This window comes from Undibacterium sp. Ji49W (assembly GCF_049340205.1).
Classification (GTDB): Bacteria; Pseudomonadota; Gammaproteobacteria; order Burkholderiales; family Burkholderiaceae_D; genus Undibacterium.
The window spans coordinates 1-15,404 of record NZ_JBMPOW010000011.1 but is presented as its reverse complement, the minus strand read 5'-3'; the positions used below and the strand labels follow the sequence as shown (position 1 = coordinate 15,404).

General features: G+C 48.7%; 11 protein-coding genes and 1 pseudogene. 7 read left to right on the top strand and 5 right to left on the bottom strand.

Features of this window, described 5'->3' with window-relative positions; genetic code table 11:
* The first annotated feature begins 4 nt into the window (after window positions 1–4).
* From ACO0LK_RS14815 to ACO0LK_RS14805, 3 genes are all read left to right on the top strand, one after another.
* The gene (locus tag ACO0LK_RS14815) at window positions 5–1,201 is read left to right on the top strand and encodes an acetyl-CoA C-acyltransferase (RefSeq protein WP_422976277.1); all 1,197 of its coding nucleotides are present in this window, start codon (window positions 5–7) and stop codon (window positions 1,199–1,201) included.
* Window positions 1,202–1,298: 97 nt separating this feature from the next.
* Window positions 1,299–2,177, top strand: coding sequence for an alpha/beta fold hydrolase (locus ACO0LK_RS14810; RefSeq protein WP_422976275.1), 879 nt, complete (start codon window positions 1,299–1,301; stop codon window positions 2,175–2,177).
* Window positions 2,178–2,194: 17 nt separating this feature from the next.
* A complete protein-coding gene (locus tag ACO0LK_RS14805) occupies window positions 2,195–2,971 on the top strand; it encodes an enoyl-CoA hydratase (RefSeq protein ID WP_422976273.1) in 777 nt (258 codons plus the stop codon).
* Window positions 2,972–3,207: 236 nt separating this feature from the next.
* On the opposite strand, the gene ACO0LK_RS14800 is transcribed toward ACO0LK_RS14805, so the two are convergent.
* The 3 genes from ACO0LK_RS14800 to ACO0LK_RS14790 form a co-directional block, all read right to left on the bottom strand.
* Window positions 3,208–4,242: a zinc-dependent alcohol dehydrogenase gene (locus tag ACO0LK_RS14800; protein ID WP_422976271.1), complete on the bottom strand. Its 1,035-nt coding sequence runs from the start codon at window positions 4,240–4,242 to the stop codon at window positions 3,208–3,210.
* 67 nt (window positions 4,243–4,309) lie between these two features.
* Window positions 4,310–5,896, bottom strand: coding sequence for an oleate hydratase (locus ACO0LK_RS14795; protein ID WP_422976581.1), 1,587 nt, complete (start codon window positions 5,894–5,896; stop codon window positions 4,310–4,312).
* 128 nt (window positions 5,897–6,024) lie between these two features.
* A complete protein-coding gene (locus ACO0LK_RS14790) occupies window positions 6,025–6,366 on the bottom strand; it encodes a four-helix bundle copper-binding protein (RefSeq protein ID WP_422976270.1) in 342 nt (113 codons plus the stop codon).
* 416 nt (window positions 6,367–6,782) lie between these two features.
* Here ACO0LK_RS14790 and ACO0LK_RS14785 point away from each other — a divergent pair, with 416 nt between their 5' ends.
* Window positions 6,783–7,250 carry a response regulator gene (locus ACO0LK_RS14785; RefSeq protein ID WP_422976268.1) on the top strand — a complete coding sequence of 156 codons (468 nt, stop codon included), beginning with the start codon at window positions 6,783–6,785 and terminating at the stop codon, window positions 7,248–7,250.
* A 116-nt stretch (window positions 7,251–7,366) separates the two neighbouring features.
* Window positions 7,367–7,786, top strand: a pseudogene (locus tag ACO0LK_RS14780) (ligand-binding sensor domain-containing protein); the annotation flags it as partial.
* 15 nt (window positions 7,787–7,801) lie between these two features.
* Here the strand turns inward: ACO0LK_RS14780 and ACO0LK_RS14775 are convergent.
* Window positions 7,802–7,942 (bottom strand): hypothetical protein, encoded by a 141-nt coding sequence (locus tag ACO0LK_RS14775; RefSeq protein ID WP_422976593.1) that lies wholly within the window; start codon window positions 7,940–7,942, stop codon window positions 7,802–7,804.
* A gap of 318 nt (window positions 7,943–8,260) precedes the next feature.
* On the opposite strand from ACO0LK_RS14775, the gene ACO0LK_RS14770 reads away from it, so the two are divergent.
* Window positions 8,261–11,452 (top strand): sensor histidine kinase, encoded by a 3,192-nt coding sequence (locus ACO0LK_RS14770; RefSeq protein ID WP_422976579.1) that lies wholly within the window; start codon window positions 8,261–8,263, stop codon window positions 11,450–11,452.
* Window positions 11,453–11,485: 33 nt separating this feature from the next.
* On the opposite strand, the gene ACO0LK_RS14765 is transcribed toward ACO0LK_RS14770, so the two are convergent.
* Window positions 11,486–14,623 carry a BTAD domain-containing putative transcriptional regulator gene (locus ACO0LK_RS14765; protein WP_422976266.1) on the bottom strand — a complete coding sequence of 1,046 codons (3,138 nt, stop codon included), beginning with the start codon at window positions 14,621–14,623 and terminating at the stop codon, window positions 11,486–11,488.
* A gap of 19 nt (window positions 14,624–14,642) precedes the next feature.
* Here ACO0LK_RS14765 and ACO0LK_RS14760 point away from each other — a divergent pair, with 19 nt between their 5' ends.
* Window positions 14,643–14,852, top strand: a complete 210-nt coding sequence (locus tag ACO0LK_RS14760) for a hypothetical protein (RefSeq protein ID WP_422976264.1) — start codon at window positions 14,643–14,645, stop codon at window positions 14,850–14,852.
* The last annotated feature ends 552 nt before the right edge of the window (window positions 14,853–15,404 follow it).

Sequence of the window (15,404 nt, the reverse complement as noted above, 5' to 3'; positions counted from 1 at the left end):
TAACATGACTAAACAACTCCAAGACGCCTACATCGTCTCTGCTACCCGTACCCCGATCGGCAAATCTGGTCGTGGCATGTTCCGTAACACCCGCCCTGATGACTTGCTGGTGCGCGTACTGCAATCTGCTTTTGCACAAGTACCCAACCTTGATCCCAAGCTGGCTGAAGATGCGATCATTGGTTGCTCTTTCCCTGAAGGCCCGCAAGGCTTGAACCTGGCACGCATGGGCATTTTGTTGGCAGGTTTGCCAAATACCATCGGTGGCGTCACCATCAACCGTTATTGCGCATCCGGCATTACTGCTGTTGCCATGGCGGCAGACCGCATCCGCGTTGGCCAGGCTGACGTCATGATTGCTGGTGGTGTCGAATCCATGTCCATGGTACCGATGATGGGCAATAGTCCATCGATGAACATGGCTATCCTGAAAGATGAAAACGTAGGCATGGCTTATGGCATGGGTCTGACAGCAGAAAAAGTGGCCCAGCAATGGAAAGTATCGCGCGAAGCGCAAGATGCATTTGCCCTGCAATCGCACCAACGTGCCATCGCCGCGCAAAACGCTGGCTACTTTGATGCTGAGACAACTTCTGTCGACATCATCGATCGCGCACCTAACCTGGCAACGGGCGAAATCGAACTGAAAACCCGCACTGTCAGCCGTGACGAAGGCGCACGTCCAGATACCTCCATCGAAGGCCTGGCAAAACTGAAACCTGTATTCGCCGCCAAAGGCAGCGTCACTGCAGGTAACAGCTCGCAAACTTCTGACGGTGCAGGTGCCCTGATCCTGGTCAGCGAAAAAATCCTGAAAGAATTCAACCTGACACCACTGGCACGTTTCGCTTCTTTCGCAGTACGCGGCGTACCACCAGAAATCATGGGTATCGGTCCTAAAGAAGCCATTCCGGCAGCATGCCGTGCCGCTGGCATCACCCAAGACCAGATCGACTGGTTTGAATTGAATGAAGCCTTTGCAGCACAATCCCTGGCCGTGGTACAGGACCTGGGCCTGGACCCAGCCAAGGTCAACCCTATGGGCGGCGCGATTGCCTTGGGTCACCCACTGGGTGCAACTGGTGCGATCCGTTCTGCAACGACTATCCATGCCCTGCATCGCAACAACCTCAAATACGGCATGGTCACCATGTGCGTAGGTACGGGTATGGGCGCTGCCGGTATTTTTGAACGTATGTAAGCTGCAAGACCGGCATAAAAAATCAAACCGCGCAGATTATCTTTTTCTGCGCGGTTTTTTTACGAAATGCTCAGGCATCAGTCTGCAAGGAGTTGTGATGGAGACGATACAAATTATTACTGCTGATGGCACCACGCTGACAGCAAAAAAATTTACACCTGCTATCAGCATACGGTCGGTGGTAGTCATGCCTGCAGCCATGGGGGTGAAGCAGAATTTTTATGAACCCTTCGCTGAATTTTTGGCTGAACATGGTATTGCCGTGCTCAGCTTTGATTATCGCGGCATGGGTGAATCCATTCCTGACCAGTATCGCGGGTCGCTACGTGGTTTCAAGGCAAATATCAATGACTGGGCCGAAAAAGACTATAACGCCGCCCTGAAGACAGCCAAGGAATGGCAGCCAGATGTGCCCTTGCTGATCGTTGGTCATTCACTGGGCGGGCAATTACCAGGTTTGGTGCCCGACAATCATCTGATAGACGGCATGCTCACTGTAGGTTGCGGCAGCGGTTACTGGCGTGATAATTCCCCACAGTTGAAGCGTTTTGTCTGGTTGATGTGGTATTTCCTGGTCCCGCTGTACACGCGCCTGTGGGGCTATTTCCCCGGCAAAAAAATGCGCAAGGTGGGTGACTTGCCCAAGGGCGTGATTTATCAATGGTCACGCTGGTGCCGCAGCCCTGAATATTTTGTGGAGAAAGATGGTAGCCCCATGCAGACCGGCCATCATAAAATTCACAAGCCCATACTGTGCATGAGCTTTACCGATGACGAAATGATGAGCCGTCGCAGCATAGACAGCATGCATGATTATTACAGCAACGCGGCAGTGGAACGGCGTTATATCCACCCCACGGAAGTGAATGCAAAGCGTATCGGACATTTCGGATTTTTCCGTCCACAGTTCCGCAACACACTTTGGCAGCAAGCCTTACAATGGCTCAACACTACCCCAATAAAACAATCGACCTGAAGACAAGAGACTAAACCATGGATATCCTGACCCACAAAGAAAACGGTATTTTGACGATCAACTTCAATCGTCCAGAAAAGAAAAACGCCATTACCCAGGCCATGTACCAGGCCATGGCAGATGCCCTGCGTGATGCAGAAACCGATGTCACCGTGCGCGCCATCCTGATCACCGGCAAGCCAGAGATTTTTACAGCAGGCAATGATCTCGAAGATTTCATGAAAAATTCTGGTAGCATTGCCTCGCCAGACAACTTGCCGCCGGTGTACCAGTTCATGCAGGCATTGAATGAACTCGGCAAGCCTGTCATCGCTGCTGTGTCCGGCGCAGCCGTCGGCATAGGTACCACCTTGCTCATGCATTGCGACATGATCTACCTGGCTGACAATGCCAGGCTTTCCATGCCCTTCACGCAACTGGGCTTGTGCCCAGAATTTGCGTCCAGCATGGTGTTCCAGCAAATCGTCGGTTATCAGCGTGCCGCAGAAAAACTCATGCTGGGCGAAGCCTTCAGCGCGCAGGAAGCGTTTGAAATGGGCTTTGTCAATAAGGTCTTGCCGCTGGAAGAATTACTGCCTTATGCGCAACAGCAAGCCGCCAAGCTGGTCGCCTTGCCAGCCGCTTCAATACGCGTCACCAAACGCCTGATGAAGGGCAACCAGCCTGCCGCCATTAGCGCCAAGATGCTGGAAGAAAACAAACACTTCGCCGCCATGCTCAGCGGCCCTGAAGCGAAGGAAGCCTTCATGGCGTTCTTTCAGAAGCGCAAGCCGGATTTTAGTCAGTTCAATTGAAATTGAATGGATTTCCTGGTCGGCCTGTAAGAATTTCAACGTAGTTGGGATTGATACTTTGATAGGGCGTGATAGGGACTATTTTCTGAATGGCCAATAAAAAAATGTGCACGCAGCGATGCGTGCACACTCTTAACGCTTTGATTTATTAATGCCAGCCCTCAATCACGTGTCACTCATTGGGCTGGCATGTACAGGCCGAATATTGAGCTGGTGTTTTTTGTCCTGGCGCGCGTTCAGGCCGGTTCGAAGTTGATCACCACTCGCGAAGGCACTTCGCCATGTTTAAGGCGTTCAAACACGCTGTTGATTGCAGACAGCGGTTGTAATTCGATATCCGCCTTGACCTTGCCATCAACCGCGAAGGATAGTGCTTCTGCCATATCCAGACGATTGCCGACAAACGAGCCGCGTATGGTGATGCAATTGGCCACCACATCAAACAGCGGGGTAGGAAATTCACCCGGAGGTAAGCCGACTAATACACAGGTACCAAATTTGCGTGTCATACCCACCCCTTGTTTGAATGCGGCAAGTGAGGGTGCGGTAATCAGTACGCCATGGGCTCCACCACCAGTTATCTCTCTGACCTGATCTATGGCATCTGCTGCTTTGGCGTTGACGATGCCATCGGCACCCAGGCGTTGGGCATGGGCAAGCTTGCCGTCGTCGATATCTACCGCACATACGTGCAAGCCCATGGCTTTACCGTACTGAACGGCCAGGTGCCCCAGACCACCAATACCAGAGATGACGATCCAGTCGCCAGGCTTGGCTTGTGTTTCCTTGATGCCCTTGTAAGAGGTGACGCCGGCACAAATTAATGGTGCAGCTTCACGCGCAGCCAAACCGGCAGGAATGTGTGCAACATAATTGGGGTCGGCAACTATGTATTCGGCAAAGCCGCCATTTTTTGTATAGCCGCCGAACTGCGCATCAGGGCAGACGGGTTCATGTGCTGCCAGGCAGTATTCACAATGTCCACAGGCGGAATATAACCATGGAACGCCGACCCGGTCACCTTCTTTTACCGCAGTTACACCCGCCCCGAGTGCAATTACGATGCCTATGCCTTCATGTCCGGGAATAAAAGGTAAGCCAGGTTTGACAGGCCAGTCGCCACTGGCAGCATGCAGATCGGTATGGCATACACCACATACTTCGGTCTTGACCAGAATCTGGCCCGGCCCCGGTACAGGAATCGGTAATTCTTTCAGCACCAGTGCTTGTCCAAATTGTTCGACTACAGCAGCTTGCATGGTCCGGGTCATGTGATTCTCCAAAAGTGAGTTCTAGTGGACTGTAACAATTGAAACAATCCACTAGACAGTGATGTGTTTATTTAAACGCCTTGATAAGTGCTTCTATAGTCGTACCAAGGGATTTGTCATGTGCCGTGACAGGTGGTATCTGGCGGTCAATGCCAAGCAGTTGGTAGACCGCCATCTGGGCTGCGCGGACAGAATATTCCACCGTGAACACAACATCATCGGGTACTTCTACAAATTGACTGATGAAGGCAAAGTTCTTGCTGCCAGGCGGCACAGGCAAAGGGCGGTCACCGGCAGAACGGGGCATGAACATACTGGTGATGTAGGGCATCCTGCATGGAATGCAATTGGCGTTATCAAATACGTCGGTATCGAAACGTAAATGGCCCAACAGTTCTTGCAGGATTTCAGCACCACTACAGTCGCTCATGGGTTTGGCGACATAGTCGCCTATGCGATCTGGGTACAGCGCATAGCCCCAAAACACCTGAACGCCCTCTGGCTGATCAATGAAGTGAGGCTGGTGCGCCAGTACGATCGACATTAGCCAATTAGAATCTTTGAATGTCACCAGCCCGCCAGTGCCAGCTTCATTGCCGCTAAACTCTTGCATCAAATTAAAGAAGCGTGGGTCTTTTAGCGTGACGGTGAACGATTCCCAATTTGATTGCGCGATACAGCTATTGAAGGCAGTCGGATTACCCATGCCAGGTCGCTCTGCAGCAAGTTGTTCCCATAGCTGCCAGCCGCAACTATTCAGTTTGCTGCGTTTTTCGGGGGCGCTGGTCATTGAACCCAGACTGGACGCATCCGTCATGGATGCATTTTGCAGGAATACCAGATCACCTTCATTGACGACAATACTTTCTTCACGGCCATCGTGCAGGCAATCCAGGCCAGTTACGCTTAGCGAAGATTCGTTGCCGCTATGTTGCAGCTTTTTCACCTCGCAATTCGCAATAAAACGGACATCCTGTTGCTGCAACCAGGTTTGCAGAGGCAAAACCAGCGAGTCATACTGGTTATAGACGGTACGCTTGACACCTGCCAGGGTTTCTATGCGTGAAAATTCCATCATGAAGCGGTGCAGATAGCGTTTGAATTCGACCGCACTATGCCATGGCTGGAACGCAAACGTTGTCGCCCACATATACCAGAACTCTGTTTCAAAAAACGAAGGCGAAAGCCAGTCAACAATTCTGCTGTTGCCCAATTCAACTTCTGATGTCGTCGCCAGTTTCAACAATTCCATACGGTCATGCATGGAGAAACCCATAGACGTTACCGGTACCTTGGCGCGCCGTTTGTCGACCAGCCTGGCTTTTGAATTGGAGTGATAGCGTTGATTGAAATCTACCGTTTCTTCAAATACCGATTTACCTGCATGTTGTAATGAGGGAATGGATTTGAACAAGTCCCACGTGCATTCATAATTATCGGTTGTCAGCATGCGGCCACCACGCAATGAATAGCCTTGTTCCGGATTGCCGGCTCCATCAAGGCTGCCGCCCATGAGAGAACCAGTCTCGAGGATGGATATCTGCTCACCCCTCATCTTGCCATCGCGTATCATAAACGCTGCTGCCGCCAGCGACCCTATACCGCCACCGATCAGATATGCGTTTTTGTTGGTAGTCATGATTTCCTTGTTGATAAGAAATAGTGTTTTTTCATTGATTGAATGCGTGTTAGCTTGGCCCGTTTTTGCCTGAGATAGTTTGTTCTATAACAAACAAAGACTTTTTTAAATGACAGACCCTTGCATTTTGAAAGACGCCTGATTCACATCATTGCGCAGCTATCTGCGCACGCACGACAGGCTTTTGCACATTCGTCCATCATGCCGTCGGCGTCGTCATGGGTTTCGCACATAGTGGCGCATGCCGTGCAGATTTCTGCACATTCCTTGGCAAGTTGAGAATGGTGTGGCGAACGGCGCGCCATGAAATCGGCATGCACAATGCATATCTGGGCGCAATCCAGCAGGCTGACAAGATGCAGCACTTCACTGTGATTGCTATCCCCGTGCATGACATGGGCGGCAGTTGCTGTGCAGATGCGATGACATGCCAGACAGTTGGCAAGGCATTGCTCCATTTTTTCATTGAGTGGCTTCAGTTTCATGATAACTTCCCTGTATAGGTATGGCGGATGAGGTGTTGGATGCAACTCACGCGCCGCGTTGAAAACCATCCATATAGCGTATGAGCATGAAAGCTATATACGTCGTTTTAAAGAAATAGAATGTGCGTTGACGTACATGACGCCTTATTTCCACTATGATTGCCCAGGAGTCTTGCGCGGTAATCAAGCCCGTGTCTGATTTGCCTGTTTCTGATTCATGCACTCATTTCAGCTCTGTGGCTCAGAGATATGCCATAGAGAGAATTTGTCCCCTGGATCTGATTTTGCGGCTACTCGTCCAGAGATGCAGACGGGGTGCGCATTTTGTTGTTGGCAGGCACTATTTTCTATCCTTGCCTATGTGCAGATAATGATTTAGTCTAGGCAAGATATTTTCTTAACTATTGAGATGTTTGATGGCTGTTTTTAGCACAAAAAACCTGGCGCAACTGCAAGCAGGGCTGGATTTGGCTTTGCCGCGCTATTCGGTTCTGATCGTTGATGACAAGGAATCGAATTTGTCTGTCATGGCGAGTGTTTTGCGCGATCATTTTCATGTACTGGAAGCGCGTGACGGGCTGGAAGCGATAGGTATAATCAATAGTATCGGCGCGACAGATAAGCTGGCTTGCATAGTCAGTGATTACCGTATGCCCAGGATGGGCGGGGTTGATTTATTCATTGAAGCCAAACGTCTGGTGCCATTGACTTCTCGCATCATGGTATCGGGATACATTGATGTCGATGCCGTAATTGACTCGATTAATTTGGGTGGTATTTGTAAATTCATCGTCAAGCCCTACGATTCTCAGCAGTTGTTGGACGCGGTCCATTTTGCAATTCAACAGTTTGAAACTATGAGCAAAACCTCTGTTGCCAGTTAAAGCGGGTAATCGCTCAGTTGGCAAGCCGATAGCAGTTATCGCTGAAAAGTCAGATCAAACAGCGTTAGCGAATCACTTATTTCAAGTCTGATGGAACACGCACCCAATCGAAGAAAATGAGAATTTTCACAGACTCCAGAAATCAGCATCGTTCTTCTGTGAAAATAATCAATGCATGTTCCCATGTGCGGCTGATATTGTTGACAGTCAGGCGTGCTGTTCTTTGGTGTGTATTCGCTTCGCTGAATACAATTGTTGCCGCGAGTGAGCCGGCGTCGAATGCCATACCCTGGCAAGATCTCGGCGATAGCATTTTCCAAACCCTTAACAACTCCAACGGCTTACCGCATTCTTTTGTCACTGCGCTTGTTCAGGACAAAAGTGGTTTTATCTGGATTGGAACGCAGGGCGGCCTTGCCCGCTGGGATGGTTATCGCTTTCGCCACTTTGATCCTATACCGAATGATGAGGCTAGCGTCCCCGACAGTGCCATACTCAGCTTGTATATCGACATCCGTGGCAGGCTCTGGGTAGGCACCAATAGTGGCGGTTTAGCCCGTTACGATGCTGCGCTTGACCGCTTTATTCGCATCCCTGTTGGCGGGACTGGAACCAATCACCCGGCAATTGCAAGCATCATTGACGATGGCAAGGATGGTTTGTGGATAGGCAGCAGGGGCGGACTGGATCATTTGCAATTCAAGGACGATGCCGTCACCCATGAAAGCAAGAGTGGGATGGATGCCCGTGGCCTGACTTCCAGCGAAGTCAGATCATTGGTACGCGATTGTCAGGGTGTATTGTGGGTAGGTACGGGCAAGGGTCTGTTTATCAAGGATGAAAAGTCGAATAGCTATATTCCTGTTGCTTTGCCAGGCAAGGACAAGACAGCGCCAAAAATTCTGAGCGTAAGTAAAAGCAGCGATTGCAAGATCTGGGTGGGTACCCTGGGGCACGGTGCATTCGTGGCAGAGCGAACGACAGAGCCCACTATAACTGCCTATTCTTCCATGCTGATCAAGGCTGTTCAGGAGACCGGTAATACGCCCCATGTGATCAGTAAGGAGGACATTAATTTTATCCAGGAAATCAACCCGGGCAAGGTCTGGCTTGGTACCCTGGGCCAGGGCATTGTGGTCGTTGATGTGGCCACAATGACGACACATCGTGAGCAACATAAGGATGATTTGCCGTATAGCCTGGCAGATAACACGGCTTCGGCCATTCTGCGCGACACCGCTGGCACGGTCTGGATTGGTACCCAGCGCGGCATCAGCCGCACAAGCGGACAACAATCACCCATCCAAACCATGTTTGGTGGGACATCATCCAATTTTAAAATCAGGGATACGGACGTTACGTCTGTATTACAGTTGAAAAATGGTGAAGTCTGGCTAGGCTTGCGCACCAACGGTTTGAACATCATCAGTCCGGTGACTGGAAACATCACCTGGATTAAATCCAGCGAAGAAAATCCTGTCGTTTCTCTTCCCAAGGTCGCCATTAATGCAATGGTGCAGACGACTGACAATGAGATCTATCTGGCCTCAGCACGAGGTCTCTATATAGCAAATACAAAAAATGCCTCCCAAAAGAAGATACATCTGGTTGCGACAGCGCCGCGTCAGCCCGCAGAGCCAGTTACTGCACTGATGAAAGACGACAGGCAGTTATGGATGGGCGGCACTGACGGTTTGTGGACGTTTGATCTTGATCAGGCAGACACCAGCCTGACCAGTCGTCTCCCGGGTACGGAAGCATTGAATAATGACATTATTGTGTTGCTGGAAAGAGATGACGATAAGGGTGTGTGGATAGGCACAAGGCATCATGGATTTTATCGGTACGACAAGCGTACGCAGAAAATTGAACACATATGGCCCACCAGCAATAGTGTGGCGAATTCATCGGCATACGTTTCCAGTGTCCATGCCGATACGCGTGGCCGCCTTTGGGTTTCTACACTCGGTGATGGCATCATCTTATTCAAACGCAGCCACGACGGGTCTTCAACAGGCATGCTTGCAGATCAAGTCAGGCTTACCACTCAAGATGGTTTGCCCAACGCCATTGTGGATAAAATTTTTGAAGATGCAAAAGGTCAAATCTGGGTGAGCACGGACAAGGGATTGGCCGTCATCAACCCCGACACGCTGAAAATCCAGCCAATCAGACTGGCCGATGGCGGTGCCATTCAAATTCACTGGTTAAACAGCGGGGCAAAGACTGCACAGGGGGACTTATTGTTTGGTGGCGCCGACGGACTCACGATCGTGAAGCCTGAACTGTTTCAAAGTTGGAGTTACCGCGCTCCGCTTGCGATTACCAATTTGCATGTTGGTGGAAAGATTCAGCCCTCAGCCTTGCGATTTATGGGGCAGGACGCGCAGGAGCTGAAGATTAACCCCGACGATAATAATTTCTCGTTAGAGTTTGCTGCGCTTGATTTTTCCGCACCCGAATATAACCGGTATGCTTATTTTTTGGAAAATTATGACAAGGACTGGATAGAAATCGATGCTTCCCGGCGTCTGGTCAGTTATTCAAATTTGCCACCTGGTCAATATCATTTGAAATTGCGCGTGTCGAATCGTAATGGTCTATGGACCGAGCCAGCATTGATCATACCGGTTCTGGTGCTACCTTCGTGGCGGCAGACCTGGTGGTTCACCATCTTGCAGGTTTTACTTGTCATCGTGATTCTTTATTTTTTGGTGCAGTTAAGGACCCGCTATTTGCGTAACGCACAGACAGTTCTTGACGCCAAGGTCAAGGAGGGTACTGCGGCATTGCGGCAGAAGCAGCTTGAATTGCTGGATATTAACAAGGACTTGATTCACACCAATGTTGCCCTGAACCGGGCAAATACTGAGCTAGCCTTGTCATTGGAAAGTTTTCGTCATCTCTCTGAAATCGGTGTAGACATAACGCACGACCTCGATATTGAACTGATGTATGAAGCTTTGCATACACACATCAGCCGCTTGCTTGATGCACCAGAGATATTGATTTATCGGGTAGTGCAAGAGGGTACGGAGCTCGAATTGGTATTTCCGGCCAAATCAAGGACGGTAAGCGGTGAAAGAAAAATTTCGCTTGCATCAAGCGATTCTCAACTGGCAAGAGTCGCGCGGGAAAGAAAAGAACTGCTTGTTAAAACCGGTGTGGATGACGGTGACGACAATGATGTCTTACAGTTGAATCCAAAAATTGCTGCGCTGATTGCGCCACTGCTTATAGGTAGTAAATTGCTTGGACTGGTGCACGTCAAATTTCCCGAAACAAAAGTGTTTGATGAACGTAGAAGGCTGGTCTTCCGTGCCCTGTGCTCCTATGGCGCAATCGCGATAGAAAATATAGAGGCGTCACAGCAGCTTGATACGACCAGAGAAACGCTGGGACGTACCCAGGTGCACATGATCAACCAGGCAAAGGTGGCTTCTATCGGTACCTTGACTGCCGGCTTGTCCCATGAAATAAATAACCCGGTCAACTTCATTTACGTAGGTAGCCAGAACCTGCGTCTGCATTTGATACAGTTCAATGATTTTCTGATCAATTTACTGGATGAAGATACTGACCCAGAGATCGCCACCATTTTTCAACAGCATTTGAACTATTCTGTGGAATCGCTCGATACCATCTTGGGTGGCGCCAGGCAAATACGCGATTTGGTATTGAATTTACGTACCTTTTCCCGTCTGGATGATGCCGATATGAAAGAAACGGGTATCGCTGAAGGCATTCTTTCAACAATCAAGCTGGTGCGCGTTCAGTACGGAGATGCCATAGAAATCATTTCTCAGCTGGACGCCAATCCTGTTCTGAAGTGTTGGCCCTCCAGATTAAATCAGGTATTCATGAATCTGCTGATCAATGCTTGTCAGGCCATCCTTGCGCGCCCCGAAAAACTTCATACACAGAAACCCGGTAGCTTGACTATTCGCACAGCCATCATCAAGGAGGTATTGGCAATTGAATTTGAAGATAACGGCATTGGCATGTCACACGAATCACAGCAACGCCTGTTTGATCCACTTTATACGACCAAAACAGCTGGAGAAGGTATGGGGATGGGATTAACTATTGTCCGTGACATTGTCGAACAACATGGCGGCAGCATACAGGTAAGGTCAATTGTCGGCGAAGGAACTTGCTTTACACTATATTTACCATTGAATTTTGAACGTTCGCGTTCCTGACGGACCGGTAGGGTGTTATCAACACAGTGAGATCTAATCCGATTGCGGCGCGATGATCAAACCCAGTTCAATGGCCAGCGATACTGTTTCAGCCGACGGTGGCAGACCAACCAGAATGGACAGTGTTTCGCGGCATCGACGGAAAGCGGCGACGGCAGTTACGATATCATTTTTTGCATGGGCACAACGCATTAAGCCGCGGTAACTGGACTCTGCCAAGGCGTCAACTTCCAGTACTTTTCTATATAGTGTTGCTGCTAAACCCCATTCCTCAGCATTTTCCAGATGTCGTCCTAACTGTGTTACAGCCTCTCTGAAATGATTGTTCCAGCGTTCTCTATGGGCAACGAGCCAGCTATCGCTTTCTTCTGCGCATAAAGGGCCTCTATATAAGCCCAGTAACTCATTACCAAGTTGAACAATACTTGCGGTTGATGTCGCAGAATCCAAAGTTGAAATGACTTGGCAGCTATTTGTAATGGCTGCCAGGTCCGACCAGGTTCTTGATTCGGAAATAAAAATATTTCCGTTCGCTATCAGTATCCTGTCATCGCCACCTAAAATTTTACGCAGACGATGTACAGTCACATTCAAGGTGGTGCGGGCAGTTTCCGAGTCTGGCCATAATTGCGAGGCAACAGATTTTAAGCCAAGTCCTTTGTTGCCAGCGCAGATCAGTATTTTTAACAGCAACAAGGGCTTTTGCTGGCCACCGCCTGCATGTGCAACACTTTCCCCACTGATTAATAACTCAAATTGGCCAAAGATACGTACAGAGACAGGCCACGGCCAGTGGGGCGTAAACTTATCTGGTGGGTTTAAATTTTGCCTGACTATAATATTTCGTGCATGTTCGGGCTGGATATTTTTCTTCAGTGCGAAATCGATCAGGCGTGCGGCAAGCATGGGGTTCAGTGGGAAAAGCGTAATCGCCTTTCTTTGTTGATGACGTGTCAACGCATCATTCAATAATTGGATTGCTAGCTTGTTATTGGCGGTCGATATCTGTGCGCAGGCGCGGATGAAAATCTGGCATTCCTGCGCTATAAATAGTTCATAGCCATTTGCATGCGCTAATGCCTTTGTACACCAGTCCATGGCCAGGATAAATTCATCTTGTTGTGCATGACAGGCCGCCAGAAACATTTCAAGGTGTGATTGCCCTATGTTCTTTACCCTCAATTTGTCGCTTAATTCAAATGCATGGTGCAGGCAGCGAATGGTCTGCGATACATTGTTATTGAGGGCATGCCATTTTGCTTCCAGAATCTGAAATTCTATATGTTCCTTGTCCGGTGAGGAGGGTAGTGCAGTTTGTATCTGATCCAATAAATGGCGTGAATTTTTCACATCCCCCGTAGCGATCAGATATTCAATTTCTATGAGCTGTGCAAGAATTGGATCAAGATTGCTACTGTTGACGATATTCTTTATTTCATCGAGGAAGCGGGATGACTCATGCAGATTGCCTTCATTTTGATGCCAGCGAATTATTTGACGTAGCCATTTCAACTGGTTTAATGGCTGCGCTGCAAAGGCGGACAAGCAGTCTTGCATGGTCGCCAGTAACCAATTGATTTGTCCGGCAGTGACTTCAAATCCTCTTTCAATGACACGCAGCAAGATGGAGCCTGCTGATAATTTCTCCACAGGTTCTGTCGCCAGTCTGAGTGTGCCGATGACTTGTTTGATCAAATGTGGTGGATCGGCGGATTCCGGCGAAAACAATAGCAGTGCAAGCAGCAGTCTTGAATATAGTCTGAGTTCAATTTCGGATCCAACCCCAGTAGTGCTGACATCGAGCACCTCAAGGCCGCTTAGCATTTCTTTGATCCAGGGGCCTAGTTCGTCATAATTTTTTGCCTCTGTATCATAGCCTTCGATAATTGCAGCGATGGCCAATAACTTCAAGTGCAATTGTGCCGGCCCATGGAAAGTATTGGCAGCCCGTATCAGTGAGGTACGGGCTTGTCTTGGGGCTACATCATTGAGAAACATTCCTTGCCAGTACCAGAGTTCAGGTACATCATTCATCACCGCTGGTGGAATAGCACTTATCCAGTCGCGCCAAACCTGGCCCCGGCCATTTTTCAGCATGCCTTCTGCGCTGCTGATCAAGAGTTGTATCAATTGCTGAAAATTGGCATTTCTTTGGTGCAGGATGACGGCATCTTCAATCTGTCCTTTTTCTTCATGAAGTCTGGCGGCAATATGACGCAAGCTGATCTGATCATGTTCATCGATACGTGAATTGAATTCGTGTCGTAAAAATTCCCTGAACAACGCATGAAAATGATAAGAGTAGGGTTCTGTTCCCCGTCTTTCGAGAAAAAGAGACTTATAGTAAAGCGATTTAAAAAGTGCCGGCGCATTTTGATCGCCGCTTAATGTGATTGCATCATTCTCGGTCATGCCTGTCATGACCGACAGCTTTAATAGAATGAGTTGATGCTGTGCTGGCATACGCTCAAAAATTTCGCCTGCAAAGTATTTGAACAATTCGTCCCGGCCATTAAATCGCTGAAGGGGACTGTCATCGGCTTGTCTGGCCAGATCACGCAACATGACGATGCCTGCAGCCCAGCCATCGACCAGTGAAAGCCATTGCGTGTCTATCTCGCTGTGCCTCGTGTGCAAGCGCGCGAGGTTTAAAGCCTCTTCCTGGGTCAAACTGATTTCATTCCAGTTGACGACACTCAATTTATGATCTAACTGCATTCTTGAAAATCTTGCCGGAGGTGCTTCTCTGCTGAGTACCAGTATGGAAATTCCAGCAGGTATTTCGCTCAATGCACTCTCGATCAAATGAATACCGTTTTGCCAGTCAAAATCCTGAATATTGTCGAACACGATGATGGTATCCGGCGGGAGATTGGCATAAAAATCACGAAAATATAGGCGGTCTAATTTTTTCGCATCTCTCAATTTATCTTCATGCGTGATGGAGACAGGCTTTGCCAGATAATTGCTTGCTTCTGAAAGAAAGAAAAATAAGGTACCGCTGTCACCATCCAGTTCATCAATCTGATACCAGATGGGCGTACGCCGGCTTTGCGCAAGATAACTTGCCGCGAGTGTGGTTTTTCCTGCTCCTGGTGGTGATACTACCCAAACGATGGCATGTTGTTGAAACAAGCGGTCAAGTAAAGAAAATAATCTTGGTCGCTGCATGGTCTCATGCAGGCGCGGTATGGTCAGCTTTGCATATTTGCTGATGCCAAGGCTTTTCTTTTTAGCCGTCTGGATGGTGGCTAATGCTTTGGATGTCTTGTTGGTTTTATTAATCTTTGGCACAACGGGTGGAATTAAGTTTTATATGAGTCTGCTGACTAATCCATCAAATAATTATGTGCCATTGAAATATCCGGGACTGATTTCAAACGCTGTAACACTCACTTAACGCTCACTTCGCACTCACTTAATGCTCACTTCGCGCTCACTTCACACTCATTTCATCAAAGGAAGCATTTTCTATAAATGAGGCTTTATGAAGCGCACCGGTAAATTTTCATCCCCGTCATCGCAGAGCATCAGAATAGCTGCATCTTGGTCTTCATCTCTGCTTTCACTTCGGCTTTCATCCTTGAAATCAGTTTTAGTTATCGAGTCAAGCTTAACACGCTTTATTCGTGAACAGAAAAGCATTTTTCCAGGCCAGACATGGTGCAAATGACTAATGTCATATCTTGTTGTGATTCTAGGCACTTACTCCAGATAATTATCTCTGTGAAGATACGAACCGGTAATTAACTGGTGCGTGCTTGATGCGCAAAACGATTCAAATAAAATTTACAGGAGTTCTAAATGGCTAATGCAGCTAGTGACATCCAAAAGCTTTACATCGCTTATTTCAACCGTCCAGCGGACCCATTGGGCCTGGCATACTGGACAGCCTCCAACCTGTCCCTCAAAGACATCGCGCAAAGCTTCTCCGTTCAGAAAGAATACGCAG